This is a genomic window from Nonomuraea cypriaca, from assembly GCF_015645445.1.
Taxonomy (GTDB): domain Bacteria; phylum Actinomycetota; class Actinomycetes; order Streptosporangiales; family Streptosporangiaceae; genus Nonomuraea; species Nonomuraea cypriaca.
In genome coordinates, this window is the sequence record NZ_JADOGI010000212.1 from 1 (window position 1) to 17,802 (window position 17,802).

Genomic DNA, 17,802 nt, shown 5'->3' on the forward strand with positions numbered 1-17,802 from the left:
CCCTTCTACCGCCACCCCGGATCGGCCTGAGCCCTACCGATCCCACAACGCGCTGATCGGCAATGCGGTCAGCCGATCCCCGAAGGAGAGTGACCGCTTTCCGGTGTAGAGCACGAACCCGTGGACGAACTGGTCCCCGAGTGAGTCCCTGAGCGTGGTCAAGCCTTTGAAGTCCTTGAGGTCGACCGCGTCCGTGGCCTTGGCCTCCACTCCGATCACGCGGCCGTTGGTCCGCTCCGCCACGAGGTCGACCTCGGCTCCCTGGCTGACGCGCCAGTGGAAGAGATTCAGCCGGAAGGGCGACCAGGTCGCCTGCTTGACCAGCTCGTTGGCGATGAGCGTCTCCACGAGCGCACCGCGTGCCGGGGCCACGCGTGCTCCCAGACCCTCGGCGTCCACCGACAGCAGATGCGCGGCGAGCCCGGTGTCGGTGATGTGCAGCTTGGGCCGCCGCACCGCCCTGGCGTTCAGGTTGCGCGACCATGCGGGCAGCGACTGCACCAGGAAGACCGTCTCCAGCAGGCCCAGGTAGCGGCTCACCGTCGTGCGGTGCAGTCCGAGGTCGCTCGCGGTCTTGACGACGTTGAGCTCCTGAGCGGTGCAGGCCGCGACGAGTCTCAGCAGCTGTCGCAGATTGCTCGGCTCGTCGATCTTCGCCATCTCGCGGATGTCGGTGTCGATGATGGACTGCACGTAGGCGGTGTACCACTCGCCACGGGCCAGTTCCGATCTCATCGCCATGGCCTCGGGATAGAATCCTCTGGCGATGAGATCGAAGTAGTCGGTTCTGCCGTACGTGCTCTGCGCCGTCGTCCTGAAGGACTCCGGCTCCTCGAACGCCCTGGTGAGAAAGGACGTCTCCGCACCGACGAGCTCCTGCTGAGCGAATGGCCAGACATCGAGGATGCTCGCCCTTCCAGCCAGGGATTCGCTGAGCGAGGGAGTCGCGAGGAACCTGGTCGAACCGGCGAGGACGAACTGCCCTCGACTGGGCGAGTTGTCCACCGCCGCCTTGATCGCCAGAATGAGGTCGTCACCGCCTCTCTGGATCTCGTCGATCATCATCGGTCTGACTCCGCCGGAGACGAAAACCTCGGGATCGGCCTGCGCGGCCGCACGCAACGAACCGTCGTCAAGAGTCAGGTACGTGCCTCCGCGGCACGCCTCCAACTGCCGGAGCAACGTGGTCTTGCCGGACTGGCGAGGCCCATTGATGATCAGCACCCGGAACGCCTCCAGGAACTCCATGGCGTGATCGACGATATGCCGCGCAACAAGATCCACTTATGGCCCCCTGCCGGTAGAAACGACATTCTACAGAGCCTGCACCGACATTTCACAGGCTCTCGAATCGACGTAACACAAACGCTGGATCGACATCTAACGGGACCGTACGGTGTACCGTACGCATGTGACCGTTGAATATCCGGGAAAGGGTGATCCCGCGCGCAGCCTGGCGCTGCTCTGGCGGACCAGTGAGCGGGTCAGCCGCAAGGGCAAGCCGGAGTTGAGCGTCGATCGGATCGTGCGCGCGGCCATCGAGGTGGCGGACGCGGAGGGGCTGCAGGCGTTGTCCATGCGCCGCGTGGCCGAGCGGCTGGGCGTCGGGACGATGTCGCTCTACACGTACGTGCCGGGCAAGCCGGAGTTGTTCGACGTCATGCTGGACACCGTCTACGGCGAGACCGCCAGGCCGGAGGACGTGCCGGGCGGCTGGCGGGGCCGGCTGGAGCAGATCGCCAGGGAGAACTGGGCACTCTACCTGCGCCACCCCTGGCTGCTGCAGGTGGCGGGGAGCCGCCCGGTGCTCGGCCCCAACGTCACGGCCAAGTACGACTACGAACTGCGCGCGGTGGACGGCATCGGCCTGACCGACCTGGAGATGGACTCGGTCATCACGCTGATCACCGGATTCGTGCACGGCACGGCGCGGGGCGCGGTGGAGGCCGCGCAGGCCGAGAGCCAGACCGGCATGACCGACCAGCAGTGGTGGGCCGCGCACGCGCCCTTCCTCAGCCGGATCTCCGACGCCGACCGCTTCCCGACGGCCGCGCGGGTGGGACAGGCGGCCGGCGAGGCGCTCAACGCCGCCTACAGCCCCGAGCACGCCTTCGAGTTCGGGCTGCGGCGCGTGCTCGACGGCATCGAGGTCCTGGTGCGCGACCGCGCAGAAACCTGAGCGCCAGGCCCCGGCGCGCGTCGGCGCGGCCGACGCTCACTCGCTCAGCCTGATGACGCCGCCGGTCAGGTCGGGCTGGGCCGGCGAGGGCTCAGGATTCGGCCAGCGCCTGCTCGTACGCCAGGAGGGTGTCGACGAACATCCGCCGCTGGCCGGGGGTGAGCGGTTCCAGGGCCCGCCGCCACGCCGTGGCGCCGTAGCCGAGCCATTCGTTGATCGACGCCTGGTGCCGCGCGCCGATGCTGACGATCGTACGGCGCCGGTCGGCGTCGTCCTCGCGCCGCTCCAGCACGCCCTTCCTGCTCAGCTCCCCCACCATGAGGCTCACCGTCGCGGGCGCCACCTCCAGCCGCGCCGCCAGCTCGTTCACCGGCATCGCCCCGTCGAACAGCAGGTACGCCAGCAGCGACAGGTGCCGCGGCGCGAGCGACAGCGACTGCAGCTCGTCGGGCACCTTCAGCCGCTTGGCCCGCCCCACCATCCGCGGCATCAGCAGCAGCAAGGTCCTGATCCCGTCGTCCACGCTCAAGCCGTCTGTTGACATCCACAACACCTTGCTGTCTAAATTAGCTTTGCTTGCAAAGCAAACACAAATCTCGCCTCACCAGAAGGATAATGAGATGACGGACCTCAACCATCAGGTCATCGAGGAGTTCCGGGCCAACGGCGGCAAGGTCGGCGGCATGTTCGAGGGCGCCCCTCTCCTGCTGCTCACCACCACCGGCGCCAGGACAGGGCGGCGGCACACCAACCCGGTGGTCTACCTGCGCGACGGCGAGCGCCTCCTCGTGTTCGCCTCCAACGCCGGCGGCGACGCCCACCCGGCGTGGTACCACAACGTGGTGGCCGGCCCCAAGGTCACGGTCGAGCTGGGAGAGGACAGGTTCGAGGCCAGGGCGGTGCCGCTCGAAGGGGAGGAGCGCGACCGCGTGTACGCCCGCCAGGCCGCGATCGACCCCGCCTTCGCCGCCTACCAGGAGAAGACGGACCGGGTGATCCCGGTCGTCGCGCTGTACCCGGAGGCCGAGCGGCTGCGGGCGTTCGGGGACGAGCTGGTCATGATCCACGACCATCTCAGAGGCGAGCTGGCCAGGCTGCGCGCGGGCGAGAGCCCCGCGCGGGACCTGCGCGCGCACTGCCTGGCGTTCTGCGACGCGATGGCCTTCCACCACTCGGGCGAGGACCGCGTGGCTTTCCCGCACCTGGAGCGGCTCTTCCCGGAGCTGGAGGAGCCCCTCGACCGGCTGCGGAGCGAGCACGTGGTGATCGCCGGGCTGGTCGAGGAGCTGCGCGGGGCCACCGAGCCGGCGACGCTGGAGCGCGTCGCCGGTGAGATGGAGGCGCACTTCGCCTACGAGGAGGAACAGCTGGTCCCGGTGCTCAACTCGCTCACCGAAGTGCCCTGGGTCGTCGAGCGCTAGCGGACGGGGGCCGCGCGCAGGCGTACGACATGCTCGACGAGCGAGATCAGCGTCGACTTGACCGAATCGCGGTTGCGGGCGTCGGTGCGCACGATGGGCACGCTCGGTGAGAGCGCGAGCGCCTCCCTGACCTCCTGGTCGGAGTGCGGGAACTGCCCTTCCCAGCCGTTGATGCCGATCACGAAGGGCAGCTGGGCCTCTTCGAAGTAGTCGATCGCGGGGAAGCTGTCGGCCAGGCGGCGGGTGTCGAGCAGCACCACCGCGCCGATGGCGCCGCGTACGAGGTCGTCCCACATGAACCAGAACCGGTGCTGTCCAGGCGTGCCGAACAGGTAGAGGATCAGGTCGCGGTCGAGCGAGAGGCGGCCGAAGTCCATGGCGACGGTCGTGGTCTGCTTGTTCGGTGTCATGCCGAGGTCGTCGATGCCCGCGGACGCGTCGGTCATCACCGCTTCCGTGGTGAGCGGGAGGATCTCGGACACCGCCCCCACGAACGTCGTCTTCCCGACGCCGAACCCGCCGGCGACGACGATCTTCGTCGACGTGAGGCCAGGGCTAGAGCCTGCGTAGTCCACTGAGCACCCTTTCGAGCATGTTGAGGTCTGGCTGTCCCTGGCTGAGGCGCGGCTGGTGCAGGCGGACAAGCCCTTCGTCGGACATGTCCGCCACGAGCACCCGGGCCACGCCCAGGGGGACGCGGAGCAGGGCCGAGATCTCGGCGACCGACCGGAACGACCTGCAGAGCTGCATGATGGCCTCCTGCTCGGGGGTGAGCAGGGCCATCTCGGCGTCCGGGATCGACATGGACGAGATCAACGTCTCCATCGCGAGGTGATAGCGCGGCTCGGATCGGCCGCCTGTCACCGCGTAAGGACGGAACAGGGGCTCATCTTCCCCGGTTCCGTCAGTGCCGTACACGGCCCTCTCCCATCAGTTCCATAACATCACCGCGTCCTGGCGGCCTGCAGCTCGGCGCGCAGGGCCGGGGTCAGCGCCTGTCCGGCCCTGTCCACCAGCAACGTCATCTGGTACGCCACGAGTCCCATGTCGCAGTCTGGCGCGGCCAGCACTGTGAGCACGGAGCCGTCGCTGATCGCCATGACGAGGAGCAGGCCACGCTGCATCTCGACGACGGTCTGCGTCACGGAGCCGCCCTCGAACACCCTGGACGCGCCGACCGTCAGGCTCAGCAGACCGGCGGAGACCGCGGCGAGCTGGTCGGCCCGGTCCGGCGGGAAGCCCTCGGAGCTGGCCAGGCAGAGGCCGTCCGCCGACACGACGACCGCATGCGCCACTCCGGGCGTGTTGCGTACGAAGTCGGTGATCAGCCAGTCGAACCTGTGCGCCTCATGACTAAGGGTTGTCACGCATCCTCCCCGGCGGGACGCTCACTCACTCTTGTCCTCCTGTCCACGTACTTCCTGACGACCCCGTCGCACACCCTGCTGGTAGCTCGCCATCCGGCTGCGGAGGCGATCCGCGGAGACCGGTGGCGCCGGCGGCGCCGGCGTCTGCCGCTGCTGCGGCTGGGCCGGCTGGTTCGCGGTGCCGGGCACCAGGTTGGCCTTGGGCGTGCGCTTCGGGAGCCCGGCGGCGGTGATGCCGCCGAGACTGGGCTCTCTGGCCGCGGCCGCCGCCTGCCATCCGGCGTCGGCGGCCGTTCGCCACGCTTCCTCCCCAGAGGGTACGGCCTGCGCGGGCGTGGCCTGATTCTCGCCGGACGCCTGCGGCGCCGGCTCGCCGGGCGGCCGGCGGAACCACGCCGACTCCACCGAGGCGAAGATCGGCAGGAACTCCTCCTGCTCCGGCTCCAACGGCGACACGTCCACCGAAGGCGCCGGGTCCGGCATGCGCACGTCGTTCGTGGTGTACGACACGGGCGGCGGCGTCTGGAACGCGCCATTTCCCGATAGAGAGGAACCCGTGCCGGGGTACGAAGGATGGCTTCCCGAGTCGAACCTGGGCGGCTGCCTGCGGTAGGAGCCGCCGTCGGTGTCGGCGGTGAAACCGGCGACCCCGGTCGGACCCGCGTCGGACGGGAACGCGCCGAACCCCGGCCGCGCCGCGCCCGGCGCGCCGCCGAACCCGGGCCTGGACGCGTCCGGCGTGCTCTCGAACGGCGACCTGGGCGTGCCCGCCGTGCCGTCGAACGACGACCTGGGCGCGTCGGGCATGCTCTCGAACGGCGACGTCCCAGGCGTGCTCTCGAACGGCGACCTGGGCGTGCCCGGCGTGCCGTCGAACGACGACCTGGGCCCGTGGCGGGGAGCCGGCGGGCGGGTGGCGTCGCCGGTGTCGAAGCCGGGGAACGACCGGAACGAGCCGTTCTGCGTGGACGATCCGTTCTGCGCGGGCGGCCCGGCCTGCGCCTGCGCGGGCGCCTGGGCAGGCACGGCGGCCCCGCCACCGAACGCCGGCCGCTGCGGCAGCGGCGGCTGCGTGCCGTCGGCGATCAGCGCGGGCGGCAGCAGCACCATGGCGATCAGCCCGGCGCCCTCGCCCCTCCTGAGCTGCACCCTGATGCCGTGGCGCAACGCCAGCCGGCCGACCACGAACAGGCCCATGCGCCGCGAGACCGACACGTCCACGACCGGGGGCTCGGCCAGGCGGCGGTTCGCCTCGCCCATCTCGTCCTCGGTCATGCTGATGCCGATGTCGCTCACCGACAGCAGCGCGCCGCCGCCCTCGATGGGGCTGCTGGTGACCGTGACCTGGGAACTGCTCGGGGAGAACTGGATGGCGTTCTCGACCAGCTCGGCGACCAGGTGGACCAGGTCGTTCGCGGCGCTGCCGAGCACCGAGGTGGCCCGGTGCACCTTGACCTGGACCCGCTCGTAGCCCTCGACCTCGGAAAGCGCGGCGCGTACGACGTCGACCAGCTTGGCCGGCTGGCTGCGCCGGCGGGTGGCCTCGTGACCGGCGAGGACCAGGAGGTTCTCGGAGTTGCGCCGCATGCGGGTGGCCAGGTGGTCGAGCTTGAACAGGTCGGACAGCCGCGCGCCGTCCTGCTCGCCCTTCTCCAGGCCGTCGATCAGCGAGATCTGCCGCTCGACCAGCGTCTGGGTGCGGCGTGAGAGGTTGACGAACATCGAGCTGATGTTGCTGCGCAGGTCGGCTTCCTCGCCCGCCAGCCGCACGGCCTGCCGGTGGACCTGGTCGAAGGCCCTGGCCACTTCGCCGATCTCGTCGTTGCCCTCGATCTCGATCGGGCGTACCTCGCTCGCGGCCGTGTCGCCGGTGACCCGCAGCCGGCGCACCACGTCGGGTAGCCGGAAGCCGGCGATCTCCAGCGCCTCGGTACGCAGCCGGCGCAACGGGCCGACCATCGAGCGGGCGATGGCCACGGTGAGAAGCAGGACGAGCAGCAGCAACGCCACGATCAGCGCGCCGGCGATGATCGCGTTGCGGATCTCGGCCTCGCGCAACTCCTGGCTGCGCAGGTTCACCTGGGCCGCCAGGTCCTTCTCGATCCCGTGCAGGACGTCGATGGTGACCGCGTTGTCGTTGAACCACTGCTCACGACTGGCCTTGGCGGAGATCAGGTTGTCGGTGATCCGCACGCCGGGCGCCCGGCCGCTGGCCAGGGTGATCGCGCGCGACTTGGTGAGCTGGACGTTGATGTACTCGGCTTTGCCGGTGAGCGCCTTGGACAGCTTCAGGCCGGCGTCGACGCCCGCCTCCATGCCGACGGTGTTGACGTAGCTCTGCTGGCGGGCGTTGGAGGCGATGAACTGCTCGACGGTCTTGGCGTCGACGTTCTGCGTGTCGTACGAGGCCTGGAGGAGCTGGACGCGCTGACGCGAGACCTCCTCCTTCGCTCCCGCGAGCGCGCTCAGGGCGCGGAACTGGCCGATGGTCTGCGGGTCGTCGGACATCAGGCTCAGCTCGTCGTGCAGGGTGAGCAGCGAGTCGGTGAGGAAGTCGTACTGGAGGGTGTTGGTCTGGCCCTCGGCCCTGACCCTGGTGAGCCGGGTGAGGTCCGACTGGGCGCGGCCGGCGGCCTTGACCACGCGCGGGCCGTAGGAGTCGTCGATCGTGCTCAGGTCGGCGGTGACGGTCTTGACCAGCGTGTCGACGGCCGCCTTGCGCTCGGAGAGCGGCTCGGCGAGCCGCTTGCGCACCGTTCGGCTGGCGCCGATCCAGCCGGCCGTGTCCCGCTCAAGCCCGAGGGCCTGGACGAGGTCGCGGATGCGCCCGGCCTGCTCCGCGGCGGCGGCGGTGCGGTCGTAGTCGGCGATGCTCTGGACCGATCCCACCACGCGCGCTCCCCCGAGCACGACGGCGGCGATCGTGGGGACCAGGATGAGCGCGGTGAGTCGCCACCTCACGCGCCAGTTTCGCAGGCCGAGGCGTGACAGCGACCGCTTCCCGCGGTCCCGCCCCGCGGCTGGGCCGCTGTCGGAGTTCCCCGTAGTCACTGCTTCCGTTACCCCTCAATCGTCCCGTCAGCAACGGGTCACCAAGACGTCCACAAGGTATCCGCAGCACCTGACTTACCACGCATATCGGACACAATTGTTACAAATGTGACCGACACTCGTGTGCTGTTGGTTATCGGAGTGCGGCAAGCACCAGATCGCGGACTTGAGCCCTCTGCGCGTCGTCGCTGAGGGGGCGACCGGCGCGATCCACTACATAGAAGACGTCCACCGCCTCCGCGCCGAGAGTCTCTACGCGAGCGGCCCGCACGTCAAGACCACACTCACCGAACGCCCGCCCGATACGCCACAGAAGCCCCGGCCTGTCATGGGCTCTGACTTCCACCACGGTGGCGGTCGCGGAGGCGTCGTCGACCAGTGTCACCCGAGGTGGAGCCACGGGTACGCGGGGCGGCCTGAGCGAGCGGGTGCGGCGGGCGAGCCGCTGTTCGATGTCAAGACGGCCAGCAAGGACGAGACGGAGATCGGACTCCAGCGTGGCGGGGTCCGGAGGGCTGCCGTATTCGGGGATGACCGAGAAGTCGATCACGGCCGTCGAGCCCGCGGAGGCGGCGGAGGCCGAGCGGACGACGAGCCGGTGCGCGGCGAGCACGCCGGCAGCGCTCCAGAGCAGGCCCACGCGGTCGGGGGCGACGACCGTGACGGCTCCGCCGTTGACCCGGACGGCGCCGCCGCCGTGCCTGGCGAGCGAGGCCTGCTCCGGCGACAGGGTGGGCGGCTTGGGCGGCGGCGAGCCGGACAACACCGATCGCACCCGGCGTACGAGGTCGGCGACGAGCCCGGCCTTCCAGCTGTTCCAGGCGGCGGGACCGGTCGCATGGCCGTCGGCGACCGCCAGCGCGGCCAGCAGTTCCAGCACCTCGCGCGAGCCGACGGTGCCGGCGACCTTCTCGATCGTGACCGGGTCGTCGAGGTCCCTGCGGGTGGCGGTCTCGGGCAGCAGCAGGTGGTGGCGTACGACGGTGGCGAGGGTCTCCACGTCCTGCGCCGGCAGGCCGATCCTGGTGGCGATGTCGCGCACCACGACCTCGCCGGTGGCGGAGTGATCTCCAGGCCAGCCCTTGCCGACGTCGTGCAGGAGCGCCGCGATCAGCAGGAGATCGGGACGGGAGACCTCGCGGGTGTGGCTGGCGGCGTTCGCGGCAGCCTCGATCAGGTGCCGGTCGACCGTGAAGCGGTGGATGGGATTGCGCTGGGGACGGTGGCGTACGCGTTCCCAGTCAGGAAGCAGTTTGACAAGGATGCCCGCCTGGTCGAGCTCCTCCCACACGGGCACGGCGGCCCGGCCGGCGCCCAGGATCGACACCAGCGAGTCCCGCGCCTCCTCGGGCCACGGCACCGGCATGGGAGGCGACTGAGCTGCGAGTACGGACACCGTGGCGGGGGCGAGCGGCAGCCCGGAGTCGGCCGCCGCGGCGGCGGCCCGCAACACCAGGACCGGGTCCTTACGCGGGTTGACCCCCCTGGCCAGCACCACTTCGCCACCGTGCTCGACCACGCCGTCCGCCAGCGGGCGGCGGCCTCTGGGAGCCGGGCCTGACAGCAGTCTGTCAACGGTGCGCCAGGTGGCGTCGAAGGCGTGGGAGATGGTGCGGCCGGACTCGGCGAGCCTGCGCATGAGCGCCTCGGCGTCCAGCAGGCCGAGCAGCCCGGCCACCGCGTCCTGCTCCTGCAGCACGAGCCTGTCGGTGCCGCGGGCGGTGACGACGTGCAGGGCGTGCCGCACGTCGAGGATGAACTCGTACGCCTCGCGCGCCCGGGGGCCGGGCGCCGAGGCTACCCAGGCCGCGGCCACGGCCTGCATGGCCTGGACGTCGCGGAGCCCGCCGCGGCCGTCCTTGAGGTCGGGTTCGAGGAGGAACGCCAGTTCGCCGCTGACCTGGGCCCGCTTGTCCGCCGAGTCACGCAGCTCGCCCAGCCTGCGCCGGGAGTCGGCCCGCCACTCGGCGAGCACCGCCTCCCTGGCCTTCCTGGTCAGCTCGGGATCGCCGGCCACGTGCCTGGCCTGGATGAGGCCGAGCACCGCCTTGAGGTCCTGCCTGGCGACGGCCACGGCCTCTTCGACCGTGCGTACGGAGTGGTCGAGGTTGACGGCCGAATCCCAGATCGGATACCAGATCCGGTCGGCGACCCGGGCGACGTCGGCCCGGCCGTTGTGCAGCAGGACCAGGTCGAGGTCGCTGCCTGGTGCCAACTCTCCCCTGCCGAGGCTCCCGACGGCGACCAGTGAGACATGGTCGCCGTCGCTCGCCGTACGGAAGAGATCCTTCAGCCAGCGGTCGGTGTCCGCGGCCCGCTCCTTGCGGGCCGCGGCGTACGAACGGGCCTCTCCCCTCACTGCAGTGCCCCCTTGCCGGGCTCCGCCCGGACCGAGCCGTCCAGGCATCGCCGCAGATGATCCGCCCAACCGACCGACCTGGCCGTCACCCCGCTGACTTGCCTCGCTCCGCGAGGACGCCCCGCCCTATGACGGATGTCCTCGCTTCGCTGCGGATCCGTCACAGGGCCTCCGGGCCCCGTTCGCCGGTGCGGACGCGGATGACGGTGTCCACCGGGACGGACCAGACCTTGCCGTCGCCGATCTTGCCCGTGTGGGCGGCCTTGACGATGACGTCGATCACGTCCTCGGTGTCATCCTCCTCGGTGAGGACCTCCAGCCGGACCTTGGGCACCAGGTCGACCTGGTACTCGGCGCCGCGGTAGACCTCGGTGTGACCGCGCTGGCGACCGTAGCCGCTCGCCTCGCTGACGGTCATGCCCTTGATGCCGAACTGTTCGAGCGCGGCCTTCACGTCATCCAGCTTGAAGGGCTTGATGATCGCCGTGATGAGCCTCATGCGTCCACCTTCTTAGGAGCGGGAACGGGGCCGTTGGAGGACGTCACGCCGGAGGCGTGGATGGTGCCGAGGTCGTAGCCGGTCTCGGCGTGGGTGGTGATGTCGATGCCGGTGACCTCTTCCTCAGAGGTGACGCGGAAGCCCATCGTCTTGTCAATGATCTTGCCGAGCACCCAGCTGACGATGAAGGAGTAGCCGCCCACGGCGATCGGGCCGAGAACCTGCAGGCCCAGCTGGCCGATGCCGCCGCCGTAGAACAGGCCCTCGCTCTGCTGGTCCAGGAAGGGGTAGGCGGCCAGGAAGCCGAGCGAGACGGCGCCGATGACACCGCCGACCAGGTGCACGCCCACCACGTCGAGGGAGTCGTCGTAGCCGAGCTTGTACTTCAGGCCGACCGCGTAGGCGCAGACGGCGCCGGCGATCAGGCCGATGACGCCCGCGGCCCACGGATCCACGAAACCACAGGCGGGGGTGATGGCGACCAGACCGGACACGGCGCCGGAGGCGGCGCCCAGGCTGGTGGAGTGGCCGTCACGCAGCTTCTCCACCAGGATCCAGGCACCGGCGGCGACCGCGGTGGCGATCTGGGTGTTCATGAACGCCAGGCCGGCGGTGCCGTCGACGGCCAGCTCGGAGCCGGCGTTGAAGCCGAACCAGCCGAACCACAGGATGCCGGCACCCAGCAGGACCAGGGTCAGGTTGTGCGGCCGCATCGGCTCCTTGCGCCACCCCTGACGCTTGCCGACGACGAGGGCCAGGGCCAGGGCCGCGGCTCCGGCGTTGATGTGGACCACGGTGCCGCCCGCGAAGTCCTCGATGCCCATGGTGTTGAGCCAGCCGGTGCCCCACACCCAGTGCGCGACCGGGAAGTAGACGATCGTCACCCAGAGGACGCCGAAGAGCATCCACGCACCGAACTTCGCCCTGTCCGCGATGGCACCGCTGATCAGGGCGACGGTGATGATGGCGAACGTCAACTGGAAGGCGGAGAAGACCAGGCTCGGCATACCTGTGCCGTCAGCCTTGGTGGCGGTGTCCACCAGGCTCTGCAGCCCGAGGGCGTCAAAGCCGCCCACCACGTTGTTGATCATCGAGCTGGCGTTGTCGGTGAACGCCAGAGAGTGCCCGTAGAGCATCCAGGCGACGGTCACGACGATGATGGCGCCGAACGACATCATCATCATGTTCAGGACACTCTTGGCCCTGGTCATGCCCCCGTAGAAAAGCGCGAGGCCCGGAGTCATCAGTAGCACCATGGCGGTGGCCACGAGCATCCAGGCAGTAGTGCCGCCATCGATCTTCACGACGCGACCCTCCTTACATGTGACGTGTGGCCACAGCGTGTTCGCCCGGGGTTTCATGGCTCGACCAGGCTTGTTTCACATTCGTGAATCTCGCCGCGCGGGTGTTTCGCGCAAGTTTCGGGCTTCTCACGACCTCCTTTTTCGGATTGCTATTTCGGGCATGCGATACTTAGGCTTGCCTAACCTAAGCGATCAAGGACACTTATGCGCCTCCGTCTGGCCCTCGCGGCCGTACTCCCCTTCTTCCTCCTCGCCGCCTGCGGGAGTTCCGGCGGTTCCGCCGGCTCCCAGGACGCGGGCCCGACCAGGTCCGTCAAGCACGCCATGGGTGAGACGAAGGTGCCGATGAACCCCCAGCGGGTCGTGGTGCTGGACACCGACAAGCTCGACTCGATGGTCAGCCTCGGCCTTACTCCCGTCGGCGCGGCCCGCGCCGAGGACAACCAGACCTGGCCCGAATACCTCGGCCCGGCCCTGGCGAACGTCAAGCCGGCGGGCACGCTGGGAGAACCGAACCTTGAGGCCATCACCGCGCTCAAGCCCGACCTCATCCTCGGCTCCAAGTTCCGGCAGGCCGCCTTCTACGACAAGCTGAGCAAGATCGCCCCGACGGTGTTCACCGAGCGGGTCGGCATCACCTGGAAGGAGAACTTCCTGCTCGACGCCGAGGCGCTGGGCAAGAAGGACAAGGCACAGCAACTGCTGTCGGCCTACGAGACGCGGGCAAAGCAGGTGGGCGCCGAGTTCTCCACGCTCAAGGTGAGCATCGTGCGCTTCAGGCCGACCGAAATCCGCATGTACGGCCCCGATTCGTTCTCCGGGATCGTGCTGGGCGACGGGGGCATCCCCCGGCCCGAGGTCCAGCTCCTCACCGGCCAGGCGGACAGGCGCTTCGCCAAGCTGAGCCAGGAGAACCTCGCCGACGCCGACGGCGACGCCATCTTCTACAGCGCGTTCGGTGAGAAGGCCGCCCAGTCACAGGCCCAGGTGACCGCCGGGCCGCTGTGGAAGAACCTCACCGCCGTCAAGGCCGGTCACGTCTACAACGTGGACGACGAGATCTGGATGACCGGCATCGGCGTCACGGCCGCCGGCAAGATCCTCGACGACCTGGAGAAGTACCTCACGCCGCTGGTGTGAGGCGTACCGTGTCGCCTTTCTTGATCCGGCCGGGCCGCAGCACCCGCGCGTAGACCCCCGCGCACGCCTGCGGCCCCATGTCGAACACCGGCACCCGGTTGTGCCGCGACACCGTGCGCAGCGCGTCGGTGTCGCGGCCCAGCGCCCCGTGCGCCAGGGTCGGCACGGCGCACCGCGGGCTGGTCGCGATGACCTGCAGCACCACGTCGTCGCCGACGCGCAGCTCACGCCCTGGCCAGTCGTTCTCCGCGAAGCCCGCCGCCTCCGTCGCGATCACCAGGTTGGGGCGGTAGCGGAGGGCTTCGACGTGCCCGCGCGGGCCGAGCGCGCCGATCCGCTCGAGCGTGGCGGTGGTGATCAGGTGAAGAGGGGCGAAGTCGAAGAACGTGCCGTCAGGGGAGGCCGCTCCGAGCGTCCCGACGGTGTGGGGCACCTCCGCCTCGATGCCCTCCGCCAGCACCCGCTCCGGCACCGACCGCTCGAACTCGGCCCCATCGGGCGGCGTGCCGATGAGCCGGACCTCGCGCCCGAGCAGCGCCGACAGCTCCGCGTCACTCGGGACCCCGGCCCCCTCGATCGCCAGCAGGCCGCGCCAGAGCCGCGGATTCTTCGCACTGGCGATCTTCCCGGTGGCCACGTCGAGCACCGCCCGCGCCCGGTCCCCTGCGAGCCCGCGCTCGGTCACCCCGCTCTCGGCGATCTCCTCGCCGAGCATCGACTTGACGGGATAGCGGCGCAGCGTTTCGAGATGCATGAAACCGAGCATACGGCCGTGCCCGAAACCGCCGCAGGCACGGCACCAACTCGCCGGCCCGCTCGTCTGGGAAGAACAACCTGGCGCCCTCGATCTCGCCGATCTCCTCGACGCCGGGGATCGTGCCGGCCCCTGAACACATGTCGCGAGCGGCCCGCCTCACCCAGGCGGGCCGGAGGGGTCAGGCCGCCGCGCTGGCCATTTTGCGCAGGCGGGCCAGCGCGTCACGCTCGATGCGGCGGGCGCGGTCGCGGCCGATGCCGTAGCGCTCCCCCACCTCCGTCAGCGTGTGCTCGCGCCCGTCGACCAGCCCATAGCGCCACCGCAGCATCTCGCTGGTGTCGCCTTCGAGCCCGGTCAGCCACTGGTCCAGCCGCTCGCGCTCCAGGATGTCGATGGCCTGCTGCTCGGGATCGGCCCACGTCTCGTCGGCGATCATGTCACCGAGCTCGGTCTCGTCCTCGTCACCCACCCCGAGCTGGAGCGAGACCGGGTCTGAGGCCCAGCGGCGCAGCTCGCGCACCCGCTCGATGGGCAGGTCCAGGATCCCGGCGAGGTCGTCGTCGGTGGGCTCGGCGTCGAACTCGGCGAGCATGTCCCGCCGGACCCGCATCAGCCGGGTCATCTGCTCCCCTGCGTGCGTCGGCAGGCGCACAGGACGGGCCTGCTCGTGGATCGCGCGCCCCACCGACTGCCTGATCCACCACGTAGCGTAGGTCGAGAACTTGTAACCGCGCCGATAGTCGAACTTCTCCACCGCACGAACAAGGCCCAGGTTTCCTTCCTGGACCAGATCGATCAGCGGCATCCCCCGCCCCGAATACTTCCTGGCCACCGCGACCACCAGGCGCAGGTTGGCCTGGATGAACTCGTCCTTGGCCCGCTGGCCGGAAATGGCCAGGCGCTCCAGCTCCTCGTCGGCCGCGTCCCCGATCCGCGGCTCCGAGCCCCCGCTGTCGAGCAGCTGTTCGGCGAAGAGGCCCGCCTCGATCCGCTTGGCGAGCTCCACCTCGTCCTCCGCCGTGAGCAGTGGGACCCGGCCGATCTCGGCCAGATATGTCCCCAGCAGATCGCGTTCCGCGACGTGCTGCTCCTGCGTGCGACTCCCCGTAGGCCTTGCCATCCCCAGGCACCTCGTTCCGCAGCTGCGTTCTATATCCGGCCAACGTCCGGCCAGAAGCAAAGATTCCCTAAACAGCTACGTCCGAGGGAGGGTTCTGGATGTCCTCCTAAAGGAGGAGACCGCCATGAAACACCTGGTGAACCAGGGGTACGCCGGGCCGATAGGCCAGATGCACATAGGAGGGGGCGGTGAGCACGACCAGGTCCGCACGGGCTCCCGGCCGCAGCCAGCCTACGTCCGTACGGCGCAGCGCGCGTGCCCCGCCGTACGTCGCCGCCCTGACCGCCTCCAGCGGCGTCATGCCCATCTCACGCACGGCCAGCGCCACGCAGAAGGCCATCGACGACGTGAACGACGACCCGGGGTTGCAGTCGGTGGCCAGCGCCACGGTGGCTCCGGCGTCGATGAGCCGCCGCGCGTCGGGGTACGGCGACCGCGTCGAGAACTCGGCCCCCGGCAGCAGCGTCGCCACCGTCTCCGACGACGCCAGCGCGTCCACGTCGGCCTGGGTCAGGTGGGTGCAGTGGTCGGCCGACGCGGCGCCCAGCTCGCAGGCGATCCGCACGCCCGGCCCCACGCCGAGCTGGTTGGCGTGCACACGGGCCCGCAGCCCCGCCTTCATGCCCGCCTCCAGGATCTCCCGCGTCTGGTCCCCGTCGAAGGCCCCGCGCTCGCAGAACACGTCCACCCACTTCGCGTACGGCGCGCACGCCTCGAGCATCTCCCCGCACACGAGCCGCACGTAGGAGTCGGCGTCCATGTCCGCGGGCACCACGTGCGCCCCCAGGAACGTCGTCTCGTCGGTCAGCGTGGTGGCGATCTCCAGCGAGCGCCGCTCGTCCTCGACGGTCAGGCCGTACCCGCTCTTGATCTCGACGGTGGTGGTGCCCTGGGCGAGCATCTCGTTGACCAGGCCGAGGGCGCGGGTGGCCAGCTCGGCGTCGCCGGCCCGGCGGGTGGCGTCGACGGTGGTCCTGATGCCGCCCCCGGTGTACGGCCGCCCCGACATGCGGGACTGGAACTCGGCCGTGCGGTCACCTGCGAATATCAGGTGCGCGTGGCTGTCCACGAAGCCGGGGATGACGCCGCGGCCCCCGGCGTCCACCCGCTCGTCGGCGGCGGGGGCCCGCGCGGCCGGGCCCGCCCAGGCGACCAGGCCGTCCTCGATGACGATGGCCGCGTCCGCGATCTCCTCGCGTTCGGGGTCACCGGTGTAGAGCAGACCGATCCCGTCGATCAGCGTCGTGGTCATAGCAGGCCCCCAGTGGTCATCGCAGGCTCCCAATGGTCATCGCAGGCTTCCTATCGCCTCGACCAGCATGGATCCGACGTCGCCCAGCACGTGCCGGCCCTCCGTGACCACCCGCCGGCCGCCGGAGATCACCGAGTGCACGTCGGCCGCCGTGGCCGCGAACACCACGGCCTCCAGCCGGGCCGCGCCCGCCGTACGCACGGAGTCGAGCCGGACGGACACCAGGTCCGCCCACGCGCCCTGGACGAGCATGCCGGCGTCGGGGAAGCCCAGCGAGGTGTGGCCGGTGGCGGCGGCGAGCAGGTCGACGGCCAGCCAGTGGCCGCGTTTCTCACTGGCCAGCCGCTGGTGCAGCTCGACCGCGCGGGCCTCCTCGAACAGGTCGATCACGGCGTGGCTGTCGGAGCCGAGCGTGATCGACGCGCCCCGGTCGGCCACGCTCCTGGCCGGGCCGATGCCGTCGGCGAGGTCGCGTTCGGTGGTGGGGCACATGCAGACGTAGCTGCCGGACTGCCCGAGCAGCTCGATGTCCACGTCGGTCAGGTGGGTGGCGTGCACGGCGGTCGAGCGCGGACCCAGCGCGCCCCGCTCGTGCAGGATCTGGACGGGGGTGGCGGCGTACATCTCGATGCAGGCGGTGTTCTCCGCCCGCTGCTCGGAGACGTGCACGTGCAGGGGGGCCGCGTAGCGGTGGGAGAACTCGGCCACGACGGGCATCTGCTCGGGCGGCACCGCGCGTACGGAGTGGATGGCCGCGCCGATCTCCACGTCATGCTGACCCTCGTAGGCCATGGCCAGCGCCTCGGCGCGGGCGGCCCAGCGTTCGGCGGTCCCGTCGCTGAAGCGCAGCTGGGAGCCGGCGAGGGGGGCGCCGATGCCGCCGGACAGGTAGCAGGTGTCGAGCAGCGCGATGCGCAGGCCGGCTTCCCTGGCGGCGCGGATGAGGACGTGGCCCATGGCGTTGGGGTCGGAGTAGGGGACGCCGTCGGGCGCGTGGTGCAGGTAGTGGAACTCGCCCACGGCCGTGATCCCGGCCAGCGCCATCTCGGCGTAGACGGCGGTGGCCAGCCGGAGGTAGCTGTCGGGGTCGAGCCTGTCGGCCACTTCGTACATCCGGTCGCGCCAGGTCCAGAAGTCGCCCTTGCCCTCCTCCGCGACACCCCTGAGCGCGCGGTGGAAGGCGTGGGAGTGGCAGTTGGCCAGGCCGGGGATGGTGAGCCCGGCCAGCCGCTCGGCCGAGCCCGGCGGGCCCTGCTCGATGCGCGCGATCCTGGAGCCCTCGACCTCGACGAGCACACCGTCGGCGACGCCGTCGGGCAGCCAGGCCTGCTCGCACCAATACACGCGGGGGGC

General features: G+C 70.2%; 16 protein-coding genes. 3 read left to right on the top strand and 13 right to left on the bottom strand.

The features are described from left to right. Positions 1–33: 33 nt before the first annotated feature. A complete protein-coding gene (locus tag ITP53_RS43665) occupies positions 34–1,284 on the bottom strand; it encodes an ATP-binding protein (RefSeq protein WP_207757264.1) in 1,251 nt (416 codons plus the stop codon). 127 nt (positions 1,285–1,411) lie between these two features. Between ITP53_RS43665 and ITP53_RS43670 the strand changes: the two genes are divergently transcribed. Then, positions 1,412–2,179, top strand: coding sequence for a TetR/AcrR family transcriptional regulator (locus ITP53_RS43670; RefSeq protein ID WP_195901357.1), 768 nt, complete (start codon positions 1,412–1,414; stop codon positions 2,177–2,179). A gap of 91 nt (positions 2,180–2,270) precedes the next feature. Here ITP53_RS43670 and ITP53_RS43675 read toward each other — a convergent pair whose 3' ends face one another. After that, positions 2,271–2,723: a MarR family winged helix-turn-helix transcriptional regulator gene (locus tag ITP53_RS43675; protein WP_195901358.1), complete on the bottom strand. Its 453-nt coding sequence runs from the start codon at positions 2,721–2,723 to the stop codon at positions 2,271–2,273. A 76-nt stretch (positions 2,724–2,799) separates the two neighbouring features. On the opposite strand from ITP53_RS43675, the gene ITP53_RS43680 reads away from it, so the two are divergent. Next, entirely contained in the window at positions 2,800–3,600 is an 801-nt protein-coding gene (locus tag ITP53_RS43680) for a nitroreductase/quinone reductase family protein (protein WP_195901359.1), read from the top strand. On the opposite strand, the gene ITP53_RS43685 is transcribed toward ITP53_RS43680, so the two are convergent. The 7 genes from ITP53_RS43685 to ITP53_RS43715 all read right to left on the bottom strand — a co-directional run bounded on the left by ITP53_RS43685 (position 3,597) and on the right by ITP53_RS43715 (position 12,180). Continuing rightward, a complete protein-coding gene (locus tag ITP53_RS43685) occupies positions 3,597–4,175 on the bottom strand; it encodes a GTP-binding protein (protein ID WP_195901360.1) in 579 nt (192 codons plus the stop codon). The two genes, ITP53_RS43680 and ITP53_RS43685, sit on opposite strands and share 4 nt — an antisense overlap. Beyond that, a complete protein-coding gene (locus ITP53_RS43690) occupies positions 4,156–4,518 on the bottom strand; it encodes a DUF742 domain-containing protein (protein WP_195901361.1) in 363 nt (120 codons plus the stop codon). Before ITP53_RS43690 ends, ITP53_RS43685 begins: the two co-directional genes overlap by 20 nt. A 26-nt stretch (positions 4,519–4,544) precedes the next feature. Continuing rightward, complete coding sequence (locus tag ITP53_RS43695; protein ID WP_195901362.1) at positions 4,545–4,967, bottom strand: roadblock/LC7 domain-containing protein; 423 nt, start codon at positions 4,965–4,967, stop codon at positions 4,545–4,547. 21 nt (positions 4,968–4,988) lie between these two features. Continuing rightward, positions 4,989–7,928, bottom strand: coding sequence for a sensor histidine kinase (locus ITP53_RS43700; protein ID WP_195901363.1), 2,940 nt, complete (start codon positions 7,926–7,928; stop codon positions 4,989–4,991). 223 nt (positions 7,929–8,151) lie between these two features. Continuing rightward, the gene (locus tag ITP53_RS43705) at positions 8,152–10,377 is read right to left on the bottom strand and encodes a [protein-PII] uridylyltransferase (RefSeq protein WP_195901364.1); all 2,226 of its coding nucleotides are present in this window, start codon (positions 10,375–10,377) and stop codon (positions 8,152–8,154) included. A gap of 160 nt (positions 10,378–10,537) precedes the next feature. Beyond that, positions 10,538–10,876: a P-II family nitrogen regulator gene (locus ITP53_RS43710; RefSeq protein ID WP_195901365.1), complete on the bottom strand. Its 339-nt coding sequence runs from the start codon at positions 10,874–10,876 to the stop codon at positions 10,538–10,540. Then, positions 10,873–12,180: an ammonium transporter gene (locus ITP53_RS43715; RefSeq protein ID WP_195901366.1), complete on the bottom strand. Its 1,308-nt coding sequence runs from the start codon at positions 12,178–12,180 to the stop codon at positions 10,873–10,875. Before ITP53_RS43715 ends, ITP53_RS43710 begins: the two co-directional genes overlap by 4 nt. Before the next feature lie 204 nt (positions 12,181–12,384). Here ITP53_RS43715 and ITP53_RS43720 point away from each other — a divergent pair, with 204 nt between their 5' ends. Next, positions 12,385–13,320, top strand: a complete 936-nt coding sequence (locus ITP53_RS43720) for an ABC transporter substrate-binding protein (RefSeq protein ID WP_195901367.1) — start codon at positions 12,385–12,387, stop codon at positions 13,318–13,320. Here ITP53_RS43720 and ITP53_RS43725 read toward each other — a convergent pair. The 4 genes from ITP53_RS43725 to ITP53_RS43740 all read right to left on the bottom strand — a co-directional run bounded on the left by ITP53_RS43725 (position 13,304) and on the right by ITP53_RS43740 (position 17,793). After that, complete coding sequence (locus tag ITP53_RS43725; RefSeq protein ID WP_236051810.1) at positions 13,304–14,074, bottom strand: MOSC domain-containing protein; 771 nt, start codon at positions 14,072–14,074, stop codon at positions 13,304–13,306. The two genes, ITP53_RS43720 and ITP53_RS43725, sit on opposite strands and share 17 nt — an antisense overlap. 181 nt (positions 14,075–14,255) lie before the next feature. Further along, positions 14,256–15,197, bottom strand: a complete 942-nt coding sequence (locus ITP53_RS43730; RefSeq protein ID WP_195901369.1) for a sigma-70 family RNA polymerase sigma factor — start codon at positions 15,195–15,197, stop codon at positions 14,256–14,258. 106 nt (positions 15,198–15,303) lie between these two features. Further along, the gene (hutI, locus tag ITP53_RS43735; protein WP_195901370.1) at positions 15,304–16,449 is read right to left on the bottom strand and encodes an imidazolonepropionase; all 1,146 of its coding nucleotides are present in this window, start codon (positions 16,447–16,449) and stop codon (positions 15,304–15,306) included. Between the two features lie 36 nt (positions 16,450–16,485). Next, positions 16,486–17,793, bottom strand: coding sequence for a formimidoylglutamate deiminase (locus tag ITP53_RS43740; RefSeq protein WP_195901372.1), 1,308 nt, complete (start codon positions 17,791–17,793; stop codon positions 16,486–16,488). Between the last annotated feature and the right edge of the window lie 9 nt (positions 17,794–17,802).

Excerpts from the sequence above, each read along its gene's own strand:
- ITP53_RS43675 (WP_195901358.1), bottom strand. The coding sequence starts at position 2,723 with ATGTCAACAGACGGCTTGAGCGTGGACGACGGGATCAGGACCTTGCTG.
- ITP53_RS43680 (WP_195901359.1), top strand. The coding sequence starts at position 2,800 with ATGACGGACCTCAACCATCAGGTCATCGAGGAGTTCCGGGCCAACGGC.
- ITP53_RS43710 (WP_195901365.1), bottom strand. The coding sequence starts at position 10,876 with ATGAGGCTCATCACGGCGATCATCAAGCCCTTCAAGCTGGATGACGTG.
- ITP53_RS43720 (WP_195901367.1), top strand. The coding sequence starts at position 12,385 with ATGCGCCTCCGTCTGGCCCTCGCGGCCGTACTCCCCTTCTTCCTCCTC.
- ITP53_RS43725 (WP_236051810.1), bottom strand. The coding sequence starts at position 14,074 with ATGCATCTCGAAACGCTGCGCCGCTATCCCGTCAAGTCGATGCTCGGC.
- ITP53_RS43730 (WP_195901369.1), bottom strand. The coding sequence starts at position 15,197 with ATGGCAAGGCCTACGGGGAGTCGCACGCAGGAGCAGCACGTCGCGGAA.
- hutI (WP_195901370.1), bottom strand. The coding sequence starts at position 16,449 with ATGACCACGACGCTGATCGACGGGATCGGTCTGCTCTACACCGGTGAC.